This window comes from Nocardia sp. NPDC057455 (genome assembly GCF_042802775.1).
Classification (GTDB): Bacteria; Actinomycetota; Actinomycetes; order Mycobacteriales; family Mycobacteriaceae; genus Nocardia.
Window position 1 is genome coordinate 22410 of the sequence record NZ_JBHVDM010000030.1, and the last position, 19177, is coordinate 41586.

A 19177-nucleotide genomic window follows, 5' to 3' on the forward strand; every position below is an offset into this window, starting at 1 on the left:
ACCGGCCATCCTTGCCGCCGAATCGACTTCGCGAGCACCATGAGCGCCGAACTCATCGGCGAGCCACACTGATCAGCCGAAGGGAACGACCATAGTCGTGCCTGCTCGAACCCGAGCCGCGCGGCCTCGCACGTACCCGATGACATTCTCCGCGTAGGCTGCCTCGTCGCCTTCCGCGAAGCACGACCGGAATCGGATGATTGCTTCTTCCAGTTGCGGTCCGGGCTCGCCGTCGGCGAGCAGGACGACGATCGCCTCCCGGGTTCCGATTTGCGGGTCCGCGAAGGCCAGCAGTTCCTCCAGGTAGCGGCCCGGTTCCAGCAGCCGCAGCGCACGGCGCGCATAGGCGTGCACGCGCCGGGGCAGTGCGGCGCGGACGGCATCGACATCTGCTTGCCGCACCTGGCCGGGTTGTGCCGGGTCGACTCGGAGGGACCACAACTCGGTCAGGTCGTCCGCCATACCGTACTCGTCGATCAGGCCGGGTCCGGTCGCCCGCTCGAGCGGCGCGGAGGGGAGGCCCCGCTGAGCGTTGCGCCAGGTACAGAACTCCCACCACGCGGTGGGTGTGGCACTCAGAGTCAAGCCGAACTTCAACTCCTGGCGGCCATCGGTCCAGGTACGCAGTGTCCGGCTACGGCCGACCGAGGCCACACCGCCCGGCGCCACCCGCACCCACTTGGCCTCCGATCCCTCGAAACCATACGGCTGCACGAGCTTTCGCGCGTCGCGTGTGAGTCGGCGCAGCGCCGCGTCCGGTTCGACCATGTCGGCAGATTAACCGGACGCACCGACACACCGACTCAGGGAGCCGAACGATCGCCGCGACCCTCTCCGGCTCGGCGTCGATGGTCGCCGAGGCCGTTTCGATCAGTTCGTGATCGCGTCGAACATGCCGGGCTGGTAGGAACCTCCCGGCATGCGCGTGATCACACCGAGCCGGTTGGCCGCGTTGATCATGGCGACCAGGTAGATCAGCGCGGCGACCTGGTCGTCGTCGTAGTGCTCGCGCACCTGGGCCCAGGTCTCGTCGGAGACGCCCTGGTGGGCGTCGGCGAGCCGGGTGCCCTCCTCGGCCAGTGCCAGCGCGGCCCGCTCGGCCTCGGTGAACACGCTGGACTCCCGCCACGCGGCGACCAGGTTGATCCGGACCGCGGTTTCACCCGCTGCCGCCAGCTCCTTCGTGTGTACGTCGGTGCACCAACCGCAACCGTTGATCTGGCTGGCGCGCAGCTCCACCATTTCCACCGTGGATTTCGGCAGCGTCGACTGCACGATCGCCAGACTGGTGCCGGCGAACCGCCTGCCGATCGCGGCGCCGAGTTCGTTGTCGTTGAGATCGAAACGGAATGACATGACCTGGTCCTCACTCGTGATGTTGTGTGCTCCCGCACCGAACGAACATCAGACGTAAGCTGCCCGAGCCTTGTCACAACGCACCGATGTGACATGCGCCACCGTGCTCCGGTGTTACGAAACGGCGCGGCCAGACGTCTGGTGGGTGAGCCGATCGAGAGGGAACAGGAGCCACCATGGCCGGTACATCGCAGAACACGCCCGGCGACACCAGTAGTCGCGACAAGCGCGCCCGGCCCCGCTACCGAGGCGTTCGTCGCCCATCGGAACCTGCTGTTCACTGTCGCCTACGAGATGCTCGGCTCCGCCGCCGACGCCGAGGACGTCCTGCAGGAGAGCTGGCTGCGGTGGGCGGGCGTCGACCTCGGCACCGTCCAGGATCAGCGCGCATACCTGGTTCGGATCGTCACCCGCCAGGCGCTCGACCGGCTGCGCACGCTCGGCAGGCGCAAGGAGTCCTACGTCGGGCCGTGGCTGCCCGAGCCGCTGCTCACCGCGCCCGATGTGGCCGAGGATGCCGAACTGGCAGAGAGCGTGTCGATGGCGATGCTGCTGGTACTGGAGACTTTGGCGCCGCTCGAGCGGGCGGTGTTCGTCTTGCGCGAAGTGTTCGATCTGGCGTACGCCGAGATCGCCGAGGCCGTCGACAAGAGCCCGGCCGCGGTCCGCCAGCTCGCCTACCGCGCGCGGGCGCACGTCGCCGCACGCCGACCGCGCGGAGTCGTGTCGGCGGCCGAGACCCGCAACGCACTCGAAGCATTCCAGCGAGCGGTCGAAACGGGCGATTTGCAGAACCTGCTCGATATCCTCGCGCCGGATGTGGTCCTGCTCGGTGACGGCGGCGGCGTTGTGCAGGCCACGCTGTCGCCCGTCGTGGGAGCAGGCAGCGTGGCCCGCGTGCTGGCTGCCGGATTGGGCAGGCTCGCTGCGTCGGCAAGGCAGCCTGCGCAGGTCAACGGGTATCCCGCGCTGATCGTCCGGCAGGACGGCGAGATCGACACCGTCTTGGCGCTGCGCATCGACGACGGACTCGTCACCGGGCTCTACGCCGTGCGCAATCCCGAGAAGCTCTCCCGTATGCAGCACGAGACCGCCCTGTGCCGTTGACGACGCAAAGGTTCCGAACGCTCGGCTGTTTCGCGCTCCTGGTGCTGCGCCGTCCGCGGGATCAGTGCGCGCCGCCGGCGTTTCACGGGTCGGCCACTCCCGCCATGACCAGCTGGAGGTAGGCATCGTCGATCTCGCCCCCGCCGAAGAATTCGGTGAGCGTGGCGCGTTCGATCTCTGCGCGTTCGGCGGCGTGCACCAGGCCGAGCGCCGCCTCGCGGACCCCGGGGCCTGGTTCGTCTTCGACCAGCGCGGCGACGATGGCGGCGGCGCTCTCTCCGCTCCACACACCGGGTATGGCCGCAGCGACCTCGCCGGCGGCCGGTGCTGCCCCGCGGTACCACCTACCCCGATCCCACCAGTAGCAGAAGGACAGCAGACCGATACCGGCTCGTGGGTTCAGCAGCGGATTCGCCACCCATGCGGGCGCGCCCGCGTAGAGGTCCGGCATGGGCGCCGCGGCGTTGTAGACGGCGTCGAGGACGGGATCGTTCCACACACCGCCGGACAGCACCGCCCGGTCGCCGGGCACGAGCCAGAGCGACGAGCCGCTGCGCTCGGCCCCCTCGAACAAGCCGAGCGCGGGCAGGACTCGCGGCCCGAGCGGGGAGCCGACCGCCACGAACGCCGCGGACAGCACCGCCCAGCGCGCCACCATCACCGGCAGCGCGGGCAGCCCGTCCTCCACCACCGCCGCGCCCGGCTCGGCCCGCGCCGCCGTCTCGGCGGGCCGCGACTGCCGGTCGGCATGCCCGATGTGGGCGGCGAGCCACACCGGCAGCCGATCGCGCGGGAATGCCTCGAGATCCGCTCGATAGACCTCGGGCGGGAAGAGGTGGTCGTCGGGGAACGGTTCCTCGCCGAAGTCGTAGTCGGTGCGCACTTCGCCGGACGGCGCCACCAGTAGCAGGTACCGCCACCAGGGACCTTCGGGCAGCGCGGCCGACGCCTCCCGGTGGCGGCGAACCAGCGCCAGCACCTCCTCCGGCGGCAGGATCTGGACCGGACGGCCCTGCTCGTCGGTGGCGACGACCGAGGCCAGCTCGGCGCCGACCGTCAGGACGAAAACCGCGTGGATCTCGTGGCCGCCCCGCGGCCCGAGTGCGGTCAGCAGGTCGGCGATCCGGCGGCTCACCGCATCCGGCGGCGTTGGTCCGCCCGCGGACGGCTCGGTCACGACGTGGCACCTCCTCGATCGCGGCGCAGGCTACCACCGGAAGGGAAACGAACGGTGTTGCCGACAACAGGTTTTCATCTTCGCCCGATCGACCGGTCATGCGCGGGAGCAGAATTCGCTTGCGCGTCGATGAAGGTTCAACTTGCTGCGGTGTAATCCGATGACGTCGACCGCCGAGGAGGCGAGCTGTGGGGAGCAATCCGAGAGGGCGCTTCGGAGCCACCGCGGAGCCGCGGTGACCCTCTACATGCCGGACGGGTTGCGGTGGCTGGCCTGGGTGGCGGGCACGACCTGGCCGGAGGGCGACGAGGACGCGGCCTGGGCGGCGTCGGAGGCGTGGAAGACGGCGAGCAAGGAACTCGAAGCGCTGCTCGCCGGCATCGATGAGGCCGAGCGGGTCACGGTGTCGGCTTATCCGCAAGGGGAAGGCGGCGCCGCCATGGGGGCGCGCTACGACGTCCTGCGCACCGGGGATCAATCTCTGGAGGCGCTGGCGCAGTTGATGAGCACGGTCGGTGACAGCGCGTTCGACATGGGCACCGAGATCCAGGCGACCAAGATCACCGTCATCGTGACCCTGGCCTGGCTCGCGCTGGAGATCCTGTGGGCATGGCTGTTCCCACCGACCGCGCCCGCGGTGGAGGCGGCCGCGATCACCACCACCCGGTCCTTTCTCAAGGTGTTCGAGGACTTCGTCCAGAAGATCATCACGAATATCGCCGCACGCCTCGGCGCCCCGACGGTCAAGCGACACTTCTGGAGCCACGCGGTGCGGCTGCGGCCGGTGCTGCCCACGGCGAAGGGGTACGGCGTCTACGGCGCGCGAGCGATCGAGGCCGCCGCCATCACCGGAACGATCAATGGAGCGGTGCAGGTCGGCCAGCTCGCGGCAGGCAAACGCCGCCACTTCAACGGCGGGGAGTTCGGACTGTCCATCCTCGCCGGTGTCGCGGGCATGATCCCCGGCCGCGAAGTGGGCCGGTATCTCGGGAAGGCCATCGACAAGGCCGCGGGCAAGAACCTGGACAACGTGTTCGGCCGGGTGGGCCGCGGCGTCGTGATCGGTGGTGTCTCCGGCGCCGTCGGCACCGCGTTCGGGAACGTAGCGGCGGGCGCGGTCACCGGTGACTGGTCGTCGTTCTCGTCGGGTGCGGGCTGGGTCGGCGGCATCGCGCGCGGTGGCCTGGTCGGCGGGGCGCGGGGCGGATTCGCCCTGGGCACCCCGATTCCGCCGGGGCGCGGGGACATCCGCTCTTACGTGTGGATGCCGAAATCGTCGACCGGCAACACCGGACGCCCACCGGTCCAGGACGGCTCGTCCGCCGGCACGGGCGGGAGCAGACCAGCGTCGACGACCACCGGTACGGGTGGCAGCAGGCCCGAGTCGAGGACCACCAGCGCGTCGGCGAACGCGCCTTCCGGGCGCCCGTCGCCGGCACCGTCCGCGGTCGCCGGTTCCACCGGTACTCCGCCCGGTCCCGCGCCGCACCCCACCGCCACCACGTCCGGCGGCTCGCGCCCGCCCTCCGAGGTCGCCGGCGGCGGCGCGGCGTCGACCCACTCGGGCCGCGGCGACGGCGTCTCGTCCTCGGGCGGCTCCGGCCATAGCGTGTACCACGACGCCACCAGCCAATACAGCGGAAACAGCCAGACCCCGCGACCCGCTACCCCCGACAGCGTCTATTCCTCGGGCGGCTCCGGCCACAGCGTGTACCACGACGCCACCAGCCAATACAGCGGAAACAGCCAGACCCCGCGGCCTGCCACAGCCGACAGCGTTTCCACGGGCTCGGGCCAGACGGTGTATCACGATCCGGCCGGCACCTCTTCGAGTTCCTCTTCCTCCTCCGCACAGTCGACCTCCGGCCACTCCATTGGTTCGGGCGCGGGCCAGTCCGGCCACTTCACCGGTCGCCCTCCCACGTCTTGGGAGTCGTCGGTGGACGGGTGGGGGTCGACCGGCGGCCCGCCGCCCGGCAATACGGGATCGGGGCTTCCCGGGGGTGCGCCGCTCCCACCGGCCACCGGTTCGACGCCCACCCCCAGCGGGCACACGCCGCCTGCGCCGCCCGGTGGCCTACGCCCCGCCGGATCGCAGATGACCGGTGCGTCCGGCACGCACGGGAACCCGATCGCCACCGGCGCCGACGAACCGTTCCTGGGTGAAGGCAAGGACGTGCGCGGCAAACCCCGCCCGAAACAGTGGCCGTCGGTGGAGCCGCTACCCGGCCCCTACACGCCCCCTGCCGTCGGCGCGTCGGAACCGAAGGACTGGCTGCCCGGAGCCCCCTTTCCCGGATCCGGTGCGCAGGCCGCCGCCGCGGATCCCGAGCAAGTCGATGTTCCTTTCACCCTCTAGACCGCCGATACCGAAGGGAGTGCCATGGCCGCCGACCACGTGGAGGTCGATCCGCAGATGCTGCGCCGGGCATCGGAGCTGACCGCGGAGTTGTCGACGAAGGTCACCGCGACCGCCGAGAAACTTCGGAACACTCTGGCGGGCATCGAATCCGACGCCACCGTAATGCCGTGGGGAAACGACAAACGGGGCAAGAAGTTCGCGCAGGGCGAGAAGGGTTACCAGGCGGCACGCAAGAACCTGCTCGACGGCGCGACCGGTGCCGCGCAGACCTTGCACGACATGTCGGAGGGGCAGCGGGAGGCCGCGGACTCGCTGACCGGCACCGACCACGCCTCCGGCGGGCAGTTGGGAAAGTGAGCGGCACATGGTGAACGAACGCCTGCGCGCGGATATGGCGACGATGCTGGAGGGCCTCGGCGAGCAGTTCCGCGGGATCGCCGATTTGCAGAAGCAGCGTTCGCTGCTCACGGCCACGGTGACCGTGTGCGACAAACGCATCGAGGTGACGGTGAACGCCGACGGCGTTCTGATCGCGACCCGATTCGCCGACGACGTCCTCGATCTGAGTCTCGACGAGATCGCCGAGAACATCACGGCGGCCGTGCAGGCGGCGGCCGCCGAGGTCGCCGCGCGCGGCAGGGAACTGATGACGCCGCTGCTGGAACGAAAGAACGCGTTGCCGAGGCTCTCCGAGATCGTGGAGGGCGCACCGGATCTCGGCTCGCTGATGCCGACCGCGCCCGCGCCGCCGCTGGCGCCGCCCGATCCGGCGCGCTGGCCCGTCGACGATTCCGGCGCCGCGGGGCCGCGGTCGGTGGTCGCGGACAACGACGACTGACGCCGCACCGGCAGTGGACACCCGAAGGAGCGGGGACCCGATCCCCGGCGGAGGAAAGTGACGATGGCCCTCGAATCGAACACGTGGTCCGGACTGGAGAATCAGGCGAAGGCGGGGTATCTGAAGTTCGACCCGGCCGACGCCCTGGCCGCGGCCGAAGCCTGCGCCGATCTGGTCGACGACCTGCTGGGGATGGCCGCCGCGGTGACCGACCTGCGCCTGAACAATTTCGCGCCGATCGGCACGCTGACCTCCGGCGCACAGTTGGCGATGGCGTTCACCACCAAGGGTTCTCGCCTGCACACCATCCTGAACGACCACGCGAAGATCGTCACCGACATGGGCGAGACCTACATCGCCGCGGGGAAGTCGTACACCAAGACCGATGGGGACTCCGGCGATACCTTCAAGGCGCTGAGCGCGTTGAAGATGCCGACCCGAGCAACGCCCTATACGCCGGGACAGAAGGCGCCCGGCGCTCCGGACGCCGAATTCGACAAGCCGAGCGGCGGTTTCAGCTGGAAGGACAAAGACGGGCACCTGCACGTCGAAAAGGCGAACGCCGAGAGCTTCCCCTCGTCGTTGAAGGACTACCAGGGTGCGAAGGATCCCGGTGTCACGGCCAACATCGAGAACAAAGACAGTCTCAGCTTCACCGAAATGTACGAGCTGGGGCGGGATCTCGATCCGCAGCCGGTACTCGCCGCCGCGGGCACCTGGCACAGCCTGGCCAACGATCTGCTGGGCAGATTGAACAGTTTCGTGACCGTGATCTCCGCGGGAACCGAGGCATGGGAGGGACAGGGCGCGACCGCGGCCGCCGAAGCGGTCCGCAGTTACTCCGACGGAGTGCAGCCGCTGATCACCTCCATGATCGCGATGAGTCAGAACCTGGACTACACGGCGCAGTGGCTGCATCTCACCAAGCTCAGCATGCCCGCGACCTCGGATCCCGGTGACTGCTGCCCGGGTCGGGTGACCCGGCGCTACCGCGACGAATGGCAGAAGCACTACGGCGAGGGCATGAAGAACACGGTGTCGGTGATGCCGGTGGTGAACGGGCCCATCGCCGCACCGCAGCCCTCCGGCGGCCAAGGACAGAATCAACCGGGCAACAACCAGAACGCACCCGGGAACGATACGGACCGGCAGGGCCGGCAGCAGCCGGGGGCGGGGGGGCAGCAATCCGGCTACGGAGACCAGGACAGCGGCAATCAAAGCCCCAGCGCGGACTATCGAGCCGGTTACCAGGAGGGCTACCGGGAGGGCTTGGAGGCCGGACAAGGACAGGGTGGCTCCGGACCCGCGGGCTCCGGCGCCGGTCTGCCCGGAGGTGATACCCAGACCGCGAATTCCGCGCCCGAGAGCCGTGGGGGCGGCTCCCTGCCCGCGGGCTATGACGCCGCCGGAACCGGAACCGGCTCGCAGGCAGAGGGTGGCCCCACGGGCAGCGGATCCGGTTCCGTGCCCGCCGGCCTGTTCGGCGGGGCCGCTGGGTCCCAGGGCAGCGCGGCGCCCGCGCGTTCGTCCGGCGGATCGGGAAGTTCTTCCTCTCCCCGCGGCAGTGGGTCACCGGGCGGACAGCCCGAGACCGGCACGAGCAGCGGCATGCCGGATGTTCCCTCGCTCGGCTCGGTCCCGCTGCCGCGCATGTCCTCCGGAGCGGGCGGCTCGCCCGGCGGCGCACCGCCGGGATCGCGCGGCACCGCTCCCGGCGCGAACCCCGGATCCCTCGAGGACGCGCTCGCACGGGCGACGGGCGCGGACCCCGCCCAGGTGCGGTCGGTTCTCGACAATCTCCCGGGCCTGCTGAACGAGGACACCCTGTCACAGCTCACCGGGCTACCGCCGGAGCAGGTACGTTCGATTCTGGACAGCATCCCGGACGTCGTCGACGAGAACGCGCTGTCGAAACTCAGCGGTGTGGACCCGGCGGGAGTGCGCTCGGTCTTGGCGAACCTACCCCGCGCACTGGACGAGCAGGCGCTCGCGGCGGCGACCCGCACGGACGGACCGCCGGCCACCGGGGCCGGTGTGGCCCAGCAGGACGCGGCGGCGGGCGCCGCGAGCGCGCAGGGCGCCGGTTCACTCGCCTCGGCGGGCCGGGAGTTCCTCGGGCAGTTGGGCAAGGCGTTGACCCAGGGGCTGGAAAGTCTTACGCAGTTCGGGAGCACGCTGCCGGGTGCGGAGAGGTTGCAGGACCTGTTGCGGCAGTTCGATCCGAATGCGCTGGCAGCCGCGGCCGGGCACGCCCCCGTCGATCCCGCGGGCGGCGGTGGCGCGGGCTCCGGTCCCGGGGGCGCGGGAGCGGAGCCCGGGTTGTCGGAGCACCCGACCCAGCAATCCCGTGCCGCACACCTGTTTCCGCGTGCGTCGCTGCCCGGCGCCGAAGCGCCGCTGTATCCCGCCGCGGCGGCAGGCGCGCGTCAGGACGGTGTGCCCGCGGGCGCGCCGATGATGGGAGCACCTGGTGCCGCCGGTGGCGCCGGACAGGGCAATACCGCCCACAAACCCGCCAAGTTCCTGCAGTCGAAGGCCCACCTCGATGACGCCATCGGCACCGTGCCCGACCGGGTGAAGCCGGTGATCGAATCGTGAGCGGCAGTTGGGAATTCACTGATCTGGAGTTCAATCTGCTCTGCGAAGATGTCCGGCAGGGCGAATTGCCCGCCCCGTTCGTCTTCACCAGCCGCACCCGGCTGGAAGCCGATTACGAGCAGGAGAAGCTACAGGTCCGGCAGCAGCTGCGGCAGCGGCTCGACCACGATCTGGACGCCCTGGCCGGCGCGCTCGCCAAACCGGACGTCTTCCTCGTCGCGCACGCCTGGAACGACCAGGATTTCGGCAATCCCGAAGCGCGTACCCGGGTGCACGCGGTACGGCACCGGGCGCGCGGTTACGTGATCACCCAGCGCCCGGGCGAAACACTCGCGCACAGTGGCGGTTTCGACGCCTTCGAGTGCGATCCGCATGCCCTGGCCGACACCGTGGTCGGTCTCCTTCCGCGCTGCCGGGCGGGCCGGCTCGACGACATCCGCCTCTCCCTTCCGGCCGCCGAACCCGAGCCCGCGCGCGAGCGCCCCGCCGCCACGATCTCGGACAACGACGACGATCCGAACGACGACGCGTTCCGCAGCGCCACGTTCTTCGACATCCCCGCCGTCAGCACCGGGATCGTCAAAGTGCTGCAAGGCCGCTCGAAGTACGGACCACGCGGACGTGTCGAAGCGGGCCTGTTGTGGCGGGACCTCCCCGACGACGGACGCTACGTGATGCCCCTGGATCACCCGGCCCCGGTCGCCACCGCCATGGGCAGCGACCGGCTGGCATCATGGGTGCGCGACCGCATCGAGGAGATCCTCTCGCGGATGGATTCGCACATGGAAACCGAGGAGTGATCGGGCACCATCACATCCGCGCCGGTCGGCTCGGCGACGGGTGAGCCGGATCGGGCCACGAATCCGGCGGCGGGCCCGGACTTCTTCACGCTCGACGAACTCGGCAGGCTCACCCTGGCTGCCCAGCACCACTCCTCGCACAGGAGCGGTGGCGATCAGGCGAACGGCCAGCGGACCAGGCGGTCCTCGGCGCGCGACTCGTAGGGCCGTGCGCCGAGTGCGCGCGCCCGCTGCCGCGCCGCGACCACCTCGTCGTGCGCGCCCTGGAGGCCGAGGATGCCGCGGGCGGTGCCGCGATAGAGTCCGGACGGCCCGAGACACACCAGTCCAGGCCATTGCACGAGCAGCGTCTCTCCCCACCCCTGGGTCAGCGGTTCGATTTCGGCGGTGAGCTCGGTTACCCGGTCGCGCCGCCGCGGCGCGCGCTGCCCCACCGCGAGCAGCGCCTCGAGCAGCAGCGGCACCCGCACGACGACGCGCGGGCCGTGCCACCGCCCCGGCAGGGCGACGACCGACTCGATCGAGGACATCGCCCGGTCGTAGTCCCCCATCTCCGCCGCGGCCATCGCGACCACCAGCGCGAAATCCTCGTCGAAGTCCTCGGCCATGCGGTCCGCTTCGGCCAGCACCTCCCCGAGGCGTCCCTGGTGCCACAGCTCGATCGACCTGCTCGTCAGCATCGAGGCCTCGGCGAGCAGCCGGGCCTGATCGTCGACCGTCCCCAGATCGGCGGCGAAGCGCGTCATCAGCGCGCGGGAGCGCGGGTAGTCGCCACGCAGCACGGCGAGCATCACCTGCCACCACAGCTGGGTGGCCGCGAGGTCGGTGCCGCCGTCGGAAGCGAGCCGGGCGAATTCGGCCGACAGTCTGCGCACCAGCCGCATGTCCCCCGCTTCGAGGGCACAGACACGGCGCAGATGGACCGCCGTCGCCCGCGCCGCACGGTCGTGGCCCGCGAGTTCCTCGAGTTCTTCGGCGATCTTGCGCCGGTCGGCGACGGTCGTCGGCTCCCAGGTGCACACGAACTCGGCCAGCAACACCTGCGGCCACGACCGGCTGCCCGGTACGCTGCGCGCCCGCGCGTCGGCCAAAGCGTCGAGATCGCCCGCGAGACCGTGGATCGCGCGGTCGGCGGCCTCGATCGCTTCCACTTCGGCGACCAGATCGGCGTCGAGATCGAGGCGATGGGCCGAGGCCTGCGATCGCAGCCCCGACGAACCTGCTTGTACCACACCGTATCCGGAGAAGTATCCCGCGACGCCGCGCGGCGCGGCCAGCAGCGCGGTCCGCGCCAGCTCGGCCCAATCGCCGCGTTCACCGCATCGCCGCCCGGCCCGGTCGAAACACGCGGCGGCCGCGGCGTAATGGCCGAGACGGTTGTGCGCCTGTCCGGCGAGCCGGTCGAACTCGATCGATAACTCCACGTCGCCTGGGTCCGCGTGCCGGACCCCGCGCGCGGCGAGTTCGGCGCATTCGGTGGCCGCGTCCCGCCGCAGCGCGTCCCGTGCCGCGGCGGCACAGGCGTGCGCCGCGGCGGAATCCAGTGCATCGAGCGCTGCGGCACTGCGATGCGATGCCTGCGCCGCGAGCGCATCGGGCCCCAGGTCGGCCAGCGCGTCCGCGATCCGCTTGTGCAGCAGGGCTGTCCGTACCGCACCGATCGTGGCCAGCACGGCGGCGCGCACGAGTTCGTGCCCGAAGGCGACGGCGCCGTCCTCGACCGAGACGACTCGCGCGGCGACGAGTTCGCCGATCCTATCGTCGAACCGTGGCGCGCCGTCGGCGGCGGCGGCAAGTCCGATCGGGGCGTGTGGACCGATGACGGCCAGCACCTCGGCGAGCGCTCGTGCCGCCGGCGACACAGCGCCCAGCTTCGCCGCCGTGATCTCGGCCGCCGCGCCGCCGACATCCAACCGGCGACCGGTCCGGACGAGATCGCACAGTTGCGCCGCGACGAACGGGCTGCCGCCGCTCACCTCGACGATCTGGGCGCGCACCCGCGGCCCGGCCGAACGCGCTTCGGCGCGCACCAGCTCCTCCACCGCGGCGTCGGACAACGGCGGCAGGTCCACTGCGACATGGGCGCCCGCGGAGCACAGTAACCGCACCGCGGCGTCCACCTCGGCCGGCAGCGGTCCGGGCCGCACCGTGAGCAACAGCAGCACCGGATGGGCGCGCAGCACGCGCATGGCCGCCGCGATCATCCGCACCGAGTCGTGGTCGGCCCACTGCACGTCATCGATGATCGCCACCATCCGGCCGGTCTCCCGCACCACGTCCGCGAAGAGCGCGGCGAGCGAGCGCGGAGTCGGGATGTCGGGGACGGCGCGCCCGGCCAGCGCCGCCTGATCCAGCCAGGGCGTGAGCGTCGCCAGGGCCGAGGAACCCACCCCGCTGCTACCCCCGGTGAAGAAGGCCGCGTCGCCGTGGCGTCGAACGGTGTCCTCGACGACCGCCGTCTTGCCGATGCCGGGTGCGCCGCGCACCGTCACGACGGTCAGCCCCCGTTGCGAACGGTCGCGGGCGCGGTCGAGGAGCGCGGTGACGTCGTCCCGTCCCACGAGGGTGGACCGCCCCGGCGGCAGGGGCGGCGACGCCTTCGGCGGGTTGCGGATCTCGTTCTCGACCCGGACGGTGTCGGGCGCGGGATCGAGCCCGAACTCTTCGCGCAGCGAGCGCCGCAACCGGGTGAGCACGTCGAGCGCCTCCGAGATCCGTCCGCAGTCGCGCAGCGCCAGCGCCAGCAGCCGCGCCGTGCCTTCCCGATGCGGATGCCGCTCACGTTCGTCGGTGAGCAGGGTGACCGCGTGCCGGGCCCGGCCGAGCACGATCAATCCCTCGGCGCACAGCTCGGCCAGTTCCGACCGCAACTCGTCCAGACGCGCCCGTTCGGGCGCGAGTTCGGCGATGTCGCCGACATCCGGCAGCGCGTCGCCGCGCCACAGGCACAACGCGCGCTCGAGCAGATCCACGGTTCGTCCGACGTCACCATCGGCGTGTGCCGCCCGCGCGTCCCTGGACAGCACATCGAGCAGGTCCAGGTCGGTGCCCGAGCCGCCGCACCGCAGCGCGTAGCCGTTCGGGCCCGTCTCGATCCGCACGTCGGGCAGTGGCCGCAGCGCCCGGCGCAACCGTGACACATAACCCTGGAGAGTGACCAGAGCGCTCTCCGGCGGCCTTCCGCGCCACAGCAATTCGCACAGATAGTGCGCGCTGCGGGCGGTGCGCTCGACGGCGAGGATGACCAGCAGATCGGCGTGTTTACGTGCCGGGACGGCGATGCGGGCGCCGTCCGGGCCGCGCACTTCCAGCGGACCGAGCACCGCGATGGCGGGTGAGCCGTCGCCGGACCCGCCGCGCACCAGCGTCACACCAGCGCCCTCGTCGACTCTTGGCTCATGACACACACGCAAGCACTCCTGCCAACCCCGGCCACCGGCGCCGATGGGACCGTCGGCCCCTCTCGCGAGACTGTACTGCGGATGTGCGGCGCCGCGCTGACCATCGGCGGCACCCTGTGCATCGCGGGCGGCACACTGCACCCGATCGTCGCGGGCAAGGGCCATTCGGTCGAGGCGCTCACCGGTCCCGGCACGCCGATCGCGCAGAGCCTGCTCGGCATCGGAACCATCCTGCTGGTGCTCGGCCTACCCGGTATGTACGCGTGGCTGCGGTCGCGACTGGGCACGGCCGGATTCATCGGCACGGTCGCCTACCTGCTCGGCAATATCGTCACCGCCACCGGCCATCTCACCGTCGAACTGTTCGTCGCCTACCCGTTCGCATCCGACCCCGCGACCGCGCACCTGATCGCGACCAACGACAACATGATCGACACGACCGCGTTCGCGCTGTTCAACTCGATCGGCGGTGTGGTCATGCTCGCCGGGATGGGCCTGCTGGGCGCGAGCATGCTGCGCCACGACACGGTTCCCCGCTGGATCGCGGTGCTCACGCTGCTCGGCATGGTCGGCTTCTTCCTCCCGATTCCCGCCACCCAGGGCGTGTCCGGATTCATCTACGAGGCACCGCGCGGCATCGCCGTGGCCGCCATCGGCGTTCTGATGCTGCGCAGGCCGGGAGGATTGCGCCGCTGGGCGAAGCACACGCGCGGCCCGGCCCCGCAGCGGACCGCGTGACCGGGCCGCTCGGGGCGGAGCCGGATCGTCGTCACCGTGGCTGATTTCGGCCGCGGTGACGACAATACGGCTCATTCGCTCGCTGCCGTCGCCATGGACATCGCCCAGAAGTCGGCGTATCGGCCACCCTGGCGCAACAACTGCTCATGGCTGCCCGCTTCGACGATCCGGCCGTTGTCCAGGAAGACGATGTGATCGGCGCGCTGGACGGTCCGCAGCCGATGCGCGACCAGCACCACCGTCCGGCCCGCCATCAGACGCTCGATGCCGTCGTGCACGGCCGCCTCGTTCACCGGGTCCAGGGCGGAGGTCACCTCGTCCAGCAGCACGATGGGCGCGTCCTTCAGCAGCGCTCGCGCGATCGAAACCCGTTGCCGCTCACCGCCGGACAGCAGCGCGCCACCCTCGCCGACCTTCGTCGACCAGCCGCCGGGCAGCCGCTCGATCACCTCGTCCAGCCGCGCCGCGGCGGCCGCGGCCCGCACCTCGGTGTCGTCGGCATCGGGACGTCCGAGGCGCACGTTCTCCTCGATCGTGCCGTCGAAGAGATAGACGTCCTGGAAGACGATGGCGAACCGCTGCATCAACACGTCGGTGCTGATCGCGCGCACGTCGGCCCCGCCGACGCGCACGGCGCCCGCGTCCACGTCGTAGAACCGTGCGAGCAATTGCAGCAAGGTGCTCTTGCCCGCACCGGATGGTCCGACGACGGCGACCCGCTGTCCCTCGGGTACGGACAGCGACACGTCGTCGATCACGGTACGACCGCCGTGCCGGAACACGACGGACTCGAACGCCAGGTCGTGGCCTACCGGCCGGATCGGCTCGCGAGGTTCCGGCAGCGGCTCGGTGCGCAAGACCGTGTCGAGTCCGGTCAGCACGGAACGCGCGCTGCGGAGCCGGCCGCCGATTTCCGACAGCGACAGCAGCGGATCCGCGCAGCGGGCGGCCAGCACCAGGATGGTCAGGATCTCCGCCGCACCGGCGTGGCCACCGAGCGCCAGGTAGGCGCCCAGGGCCAGTAGCACGGTGAACATCGCCTGGACCGTGACCGTCAGGCCCACCATGCCGGGCAGCGCCGACAGCATCGCACGGCGGGAGGCGCGTTCGAGTCCGGACAACGAGTCGTCGAGCAACCGGAATCGTTCGGCAGTCCGGCCGCCGGCTCGTAGTACCGGCTGTGCCTGGAGGAATTCGATGACTCTCCCCGTCGCCTCCTGCACGCGTTCGGCACGTTCCGCATCGGCGGCGGCCATCGAGCGGCCCGTCCAGATCTGGATCGCCGCCACGACCGGTACGGCGGCCAGCGCGGCCAGCCCCATACGCCAGTCGTAAGCGAGCAGCACGGCGAGGATCGTCAGCGGGGTCACACTCGCGGAGATCATCGGTGCGAGCAGATGCGCGATCACACTCATCGCTTGCAACACACCCTCGCTCGCGAGAACCGACACCTCTCCGACGCGGCGGGCGGTGAACCAGCCGAGCGGCAATCGGGCCAGGCGCTCGCCGAAACGGCGATAGACACCGCGCAGCAGCGTGGTCCCGACGAGGAAACCGGACAGATCGCTGCGATAGCGCAGCGCCGCATAACCCGCGATCACCGCACCGAAGGCGATCAGCCAGGGCCAGGCGTCGGTGGGTGTATCGCCGAACAGCGCCCGCATCAACGGAACCAGAAGCGCGTAGGACAGGCCTTCTGCTATCGAGGTGGCCGTCATCATGGCCACGGTGCGACGTACGGGCTGGGCGTACTCGCGTCCCAGCACGCTCAGCAGCGTTCGAATCATCGGGACTCGTCTCCTTGCGAGGTCTGGTCGACGGCGCTCGCGGGCCGGCGCGTGGTCGCGTTCCGCTGCCTGCTCCATGGCCCGAGTTCGCGCCGCAGCACGCCACCGAGGGTCTGGTTCGCATCGGTGCGCGCGGATCGGTGGGATCGCCGGAATTCGGCGAACTTCCCGTTCTGGGCCTGCAGTTCGGCGGGCTTGCCGCGTTCGACGATCGATCCGTTCTCCAGCAGCGCCACGGTGTCGGCGTCGGCGATGGTCTCGAGACGATGCGCGATGACCAGGATCGTCCGATCCCCCTTCAGCGTCGTCAGGGCTCGGCGCACGGCCTGTTCGGTCTGCGGGTCGGCGAAGGCGGTCGCCTCGTCGAGCACGAGAACGGGCGCTTCGGCCAGCAGGGCGCGGGCGATCGAGATCCGTTGTGCCTCGCCACCGGACAGTCCGGCATCGTCGCCGATGATGGTCTCGTAGCCACGCGGCAGCTCGAGAATCCGATCATGGATGTTCGCCAGCCGGGCCGCGCGCACCACGTCCTCGAGGTCGGCTCGCGGTACCGCCAGCGCGATGTTGTCCGCGACCGACGCCCGCAGCAGCCGGACGTCCTGGAAGACGAAGGAGACCATCCGGTAGAGCTCCCGGCTGCCGAGTCGGCGCAGGTCGACCCCGCCCAGCAGGACCGAACCGTGGGTGGGGTCGAAGAAGCGGGGCAACAGCTGAACCAGCGTGGATTTTCCGCTCCCCGACGGCCCGACGATCGCGGTGACCGTCCCCGGCTCGAGTACCAGGTCGATCCCGCGCAGCACCTCGTGATCGGCGTCGTAGCCGAACCGAACGTCACGCAGTTCCACCCGGTGACCCTGCGGTGCGACCGGATGCGCAGGCTCCGGTAACGACGGCACCGCGAGCACATCTTGGATCCGGCCGACGGCGCGCCGCGCGGCCTGCAGATCGTCGAAGCCGTGGCCCAGCGCCGCGACCGGCGCGGTGAGGCCGAGTCCCAGCAGCAGGAACGGCAGTAGATCCGCAGGTGCCAGGGAACCGCCCGGGATCAGCACCGTGCCGCCGATCAGCACGACCAGCAGCACGAACGGCGGCGACAGCACCACCTGCATCGCCGCGCCGATCCCGGCGAGACCGTGCACCATGCGGAGAAAGGAGTCCGCGAAATCGTCGGTGGCCGTGCGAAATCTCCGGTGGGCGCGTTCGCCGGAGCCGAACGCCTTGACCACCGAGATGCCCTGCACGAACTCGACGGTCGCACTCGCGATCCGGCCCATCCCCGCGTCGAACTCCTTCTGCTCGCGCAGCCGGGTGGGGGTCATCATGAGCGGGACCAGCGCGACGGCCAACACCACCGGTATCAGCGTGATCAAGGTCATTCGCCAGTCGACGGTGCCCAAGTAGATCAGCGACACCAGCGGCACGACGAATGCGGCGACCAGCTCGCCAGGGGTGTGAGCGATGAGCGGGTGCACGGCATCGACGTCCTTGCCGACGATCTTCGCCAGTTCTCCGGTGCGGCGGCGGGAGAACCATCCGATCGGCGCCCGCCCCAGTCGCGCGGCCAGTTGCCTGCGGAACGACAGCTGTACCCGGCTGTCGAGAAGATGCCCGATTCCGGACGACGCGACCGTGCACAGCAGCCGGACGAACAGCCCGGCGGCACCCGCGAGCACGATCATCCGAACATGGCCGTGATCGATCGGGTTCGGCGACAACAGCGTTCGGCCCAGTTCCACTACCGCCAGCAATGGCGCAAGACCAGCGACAGCGCCGACGATCTGCAGGATGACGACGGCGGCGAAACCGCCCAGGTAAGGGCGCAGCAACGCCGTCGCGCCGCGCCGCGCCACGGGATCGGCATCCGGTGGGAGTCGGGTGGGTGGTTTCCTCGCCTCGGCGAGGTCGATGGTGGTCATCGTTCTCCGGCCTTCGTCGATCACTCTGCGGCTGAATTATTTTCCGAGCCGGTAACCCTGTCCCCGGCCAGGGCACGACGCAGGACGGCGGCGAGTTCGGCGCTCTGGCGCTGGGACACCTCGGCGGACAGGATCGCCTGCGACCCGTGGAACGTGCCGGGCCACTGGTGCAGCTCGACCGGCACGCCCGCTTGCAGCAGGCGCAGCGCGTAGTCGATGTCCTCGTCGCGGTTCGGGCAGAATTCGGCGGTGGCGATGTAGGCGGGCGGCAGACCGGACAGATCGGTGGCCCGTGCCGGCGCGGCGTACGGCGTGGCAGGCGTGGAACCCAGGTAGTGCTGCCACATCTGAGCCACCTTCGCATGAGTCACGAAGGGTGTGTCGGTGAAATTGCGCGCCGACCATGCCTGCTGGCGATCATCGAGAACGGGTTGATTGAGCAGCTGGAACGCGATCGGCGGCCCTTGCTGGTCACGCGCCCGCAACGCGACCGCGGCCGCGAGTCCCGCGCCGGCGCTGTGGCCGCCGATCGCGATCCGCGCCGGGTCGATGCCGAGCTCGCCCGCGTGCTCGGCCGTCCAGGCCAGCGCCGCGTAGACGTCGTCGTGGGCGGCGGGGAAAGGTTGCTCGGGAGCCAAGCGGAAGCCCACCGAGATCACCGCCGCGCCGGAATTCTCGGCGAGCATCGTGGCCCACGGATGTTCGGTGTCCAGATCGCCCATGACGAACCCGCCGCCGTGCAGCCAGATGATCGCGCCCCGCGCCCCGCGTGGCCGATAGATTCGTACCGGCACATCGACATCGCCGGGCACCGTGCGATCTTCGACCTCCAGGTGCGCGGTGGCCGGTGCCGGGATCATCGCGGCCAACTCGGCGAGGTGTTTCCGGGCGGTGAGCGGGTCGCTGAGGTCGGCCGGGGGGAAGAACGGGACAGCCGCTTCGAGTTCGGGATCCAAGATCATGCCGTCGATCGTCGCGCTCGCCGGGCTTGTTCGGCTTCCGGCCACGGGAGTCACCGTCTACGTGAATACGCGTAGGAGAATCGCGATCGGCTGCGTCGGTCGTCGTAGCCGATCGCGCATTCGGTCCACGAATCA

The 19177-nt window shown here is 70.4% G+C and carries 14 protein-coding genes; 7 read left to right on the forward strand and 7 right to left on the reverse strand.

The window, feature by feature from the left end; translation table 11 throughout:
• Positions 1–72: 72 nt before the first annotated feature.
• A complete protein-coding gene (locus ACFU5M_RS14810) occupies positions 73–768 on the reverse strand; it encodes a hypothetical protein (RefSeq protein ID WP_379048987.1) in 696 nt (231 codons plus the stop codon).
• Positions 769–870: 102 nt separating this feature from the next.
• Complete coding sequence (locus ACFU5M_RS14815) at positions 871–1356, reverse strand: carboxymuconolactone decarboxylase family protein (RefSeq protein WP_379048988.1); 486 nt, start codon at positions 1354–1356, stop codon at positions 871–873.
• Between the two features lie 270 nt (positions 1357–1626).
• Here ACFU5M_RS14815 and ACFU5M_RS14820 point away from each other — a divergent pair, with 270 nt between their 5' ends.
• Positions 1627–2463 carry an RNA polymerase sigma-70 factor gene (locus tag ACFU5M_RS14820; protein WP_379049039.1) on the forward strand — a complete coding sequence of 279 codons (837 nt, stop codon included), beginning with the start codon at positions 1627–1629 and terminating at the stop codon, positions 2461–2463.
• Positions 2464–2545: 82 nt separating this feature from the next.
• Here the strand turns inward: ACFU5M_RS14820 and ACFU5M_RS14825 are convergent, their stop codons facing one another.
• Positions 2546–3640, reverse strand: coding sequence for a hypothetical protein (locus tag ACFU5M_RS14825; RefSeq protein ID WP_379048989.1), 1095 nt, complete (start codon positions 3638–3640; stop codon positions 2546–2548).
• A 235-nt stretch (positions 3641–3875) separates the two neighbouring features.
• Here ACFU5M_RS14825 and ACFU5M_RS14830 point away from each other — a divergent pair, with 235 nt between their 5' ends.
• From ACFU5M_RS14830 to ACFU5M_RS14850, 5 genes are all read left to right on the forward strand, one after another.
• A complete protein-coding gene (locus ACFU5M_RS14830; protein WP_379048990.1) occupies positions 3876–5999 on the forward strand; it encodes a hypothetical protein in 2124 nt (707 codons plus the stop codon).
• Positions 6000–6023: 24 nt separating this feature from the next.
• Entirely contained in the window at positions 6024–6359 is a 336-nt protein-coding gene (locus tag ACFU5M_RS14835; protein WP_379048991.1) for a hypothetical protein, read from the forward strand.
• A 7-nt stretch (positions 6360–6366) separates the two neighbouring features.
• Entirely contained in the window at positions 6367–6840 is a 474-nt protein-coding gene (locus tag ACFU5M_RS14840; RefSeq protein WP_379048992.1) for a YbaB/EbfC family nucleoid-associated protein, read from the forward strand.
• 63 nt (positions 6841–6903) lie between these two features.
• Positions 6904–9438 carry a WXG100 family type VII secretion target gene (locus ACFU5M_RS14845; protein ID WP_379048993.1) on the forward strand — a complete coding sequence of 845 codons (2535 nt, stop codon included), beginning with the start codon at positions 6904–6906 and terminating at the stop codon, positions 9436–9438.
• Positions 9435–10238 (forward strand): ESX secretion-associated protein EspG, encoded by an 804-nt coding sequence (locus ACFU5M_RS14850; RefSeq protein ID WP_379048994.1) that lies wholly within the window; start codon positions 9435–9437, stop codon positions 10236–10238. The genes ACFU5M_RS14845 and ACFU5M_RS14850 overlap by 4 nt, the downstream gene beginning before the upstream one ends.
• A gap of 155 nt (positions 10239–10393) precedes the next feature.
• On the opposite strand, the gene ACFU5M_RS14855 is transcribed toward ACFU5M_RS14850, so the two are convergent.
• Positions 10394–13609: a BTAD domain-containing putative transcriptional regulator gene (locus ACFU5M_RS14855; protein ID WP_379048995.1), complete on the reverse strand. Its 3216-nt coding sequence runs from the start codon at positions 13607–13609 to the stop codon at positions 10394–10396.
• 27 nt (positions 13610–13636) lie between these two features.
• Between ACFU5M_RS14855 and ACFU5M_RS14860 the strand changes: the two genes are divergently transcribed.
• A complete protein-coding gene (locus tag ACFU5M_RS14860) occupies positions 13637–14377 on the forward strand; it encodes a hypothetical protein (RefSeq protein ID WP_379048996.1) in 741 nt (246 codons plus the stop codon).
• A 71-nt stretch (positions 14378–14448) separates the two neighbouring features.
• Here the strand turns inward: ACFU5M_RS14860 and ACFU5M_RS14865 are convergent, their stop codons facing one another.
• From ACFU5M_RS14865 to ACFU5M_RS14875, 3 genes are read right to left on the reverse strand one after another with little or no spacing between them, the layout of a single operon-like run.
• Entirely contained in the window at positions 14449–16164 is a 1716-nt protein-coding gene (locus ACFU5M_RS14865; protein ID WP_379048997.1) for an ABC transporter ATP-binding protein, read from the reverse strand.
• Positions 16161–18080 carry an ABC transporter ATP-binding protein gene (locus tag ACFU5M_RS14870; RefSeq protein ID WP_379048998.1) on the reverse strand — a complete coding sequence of 640 codons (1920 nt, stop codon included), beginning with the start codon at positions 18078–18080 and terminating at the stop codon, positions 16161–16163. Before ACFU5M_RS14870 ends, ACFU5M_RS14865 begins: the two co-directional genes overlap by 4 nt.
• Before the next feature lie 20 nt (positions 18081–18100).
• A complete protein-coding gene (locus ACFU5M_RS14875; RefSeq protein WP_379048999.1) occupies positions 18101–19042 on the reverse strand; it encodes an alpha/beta hydrolase in 942 nt (313 codons plus the stop codon).
• Between the last annotated feature and the right edge of the window lie 135 nt (positions 19043–19177).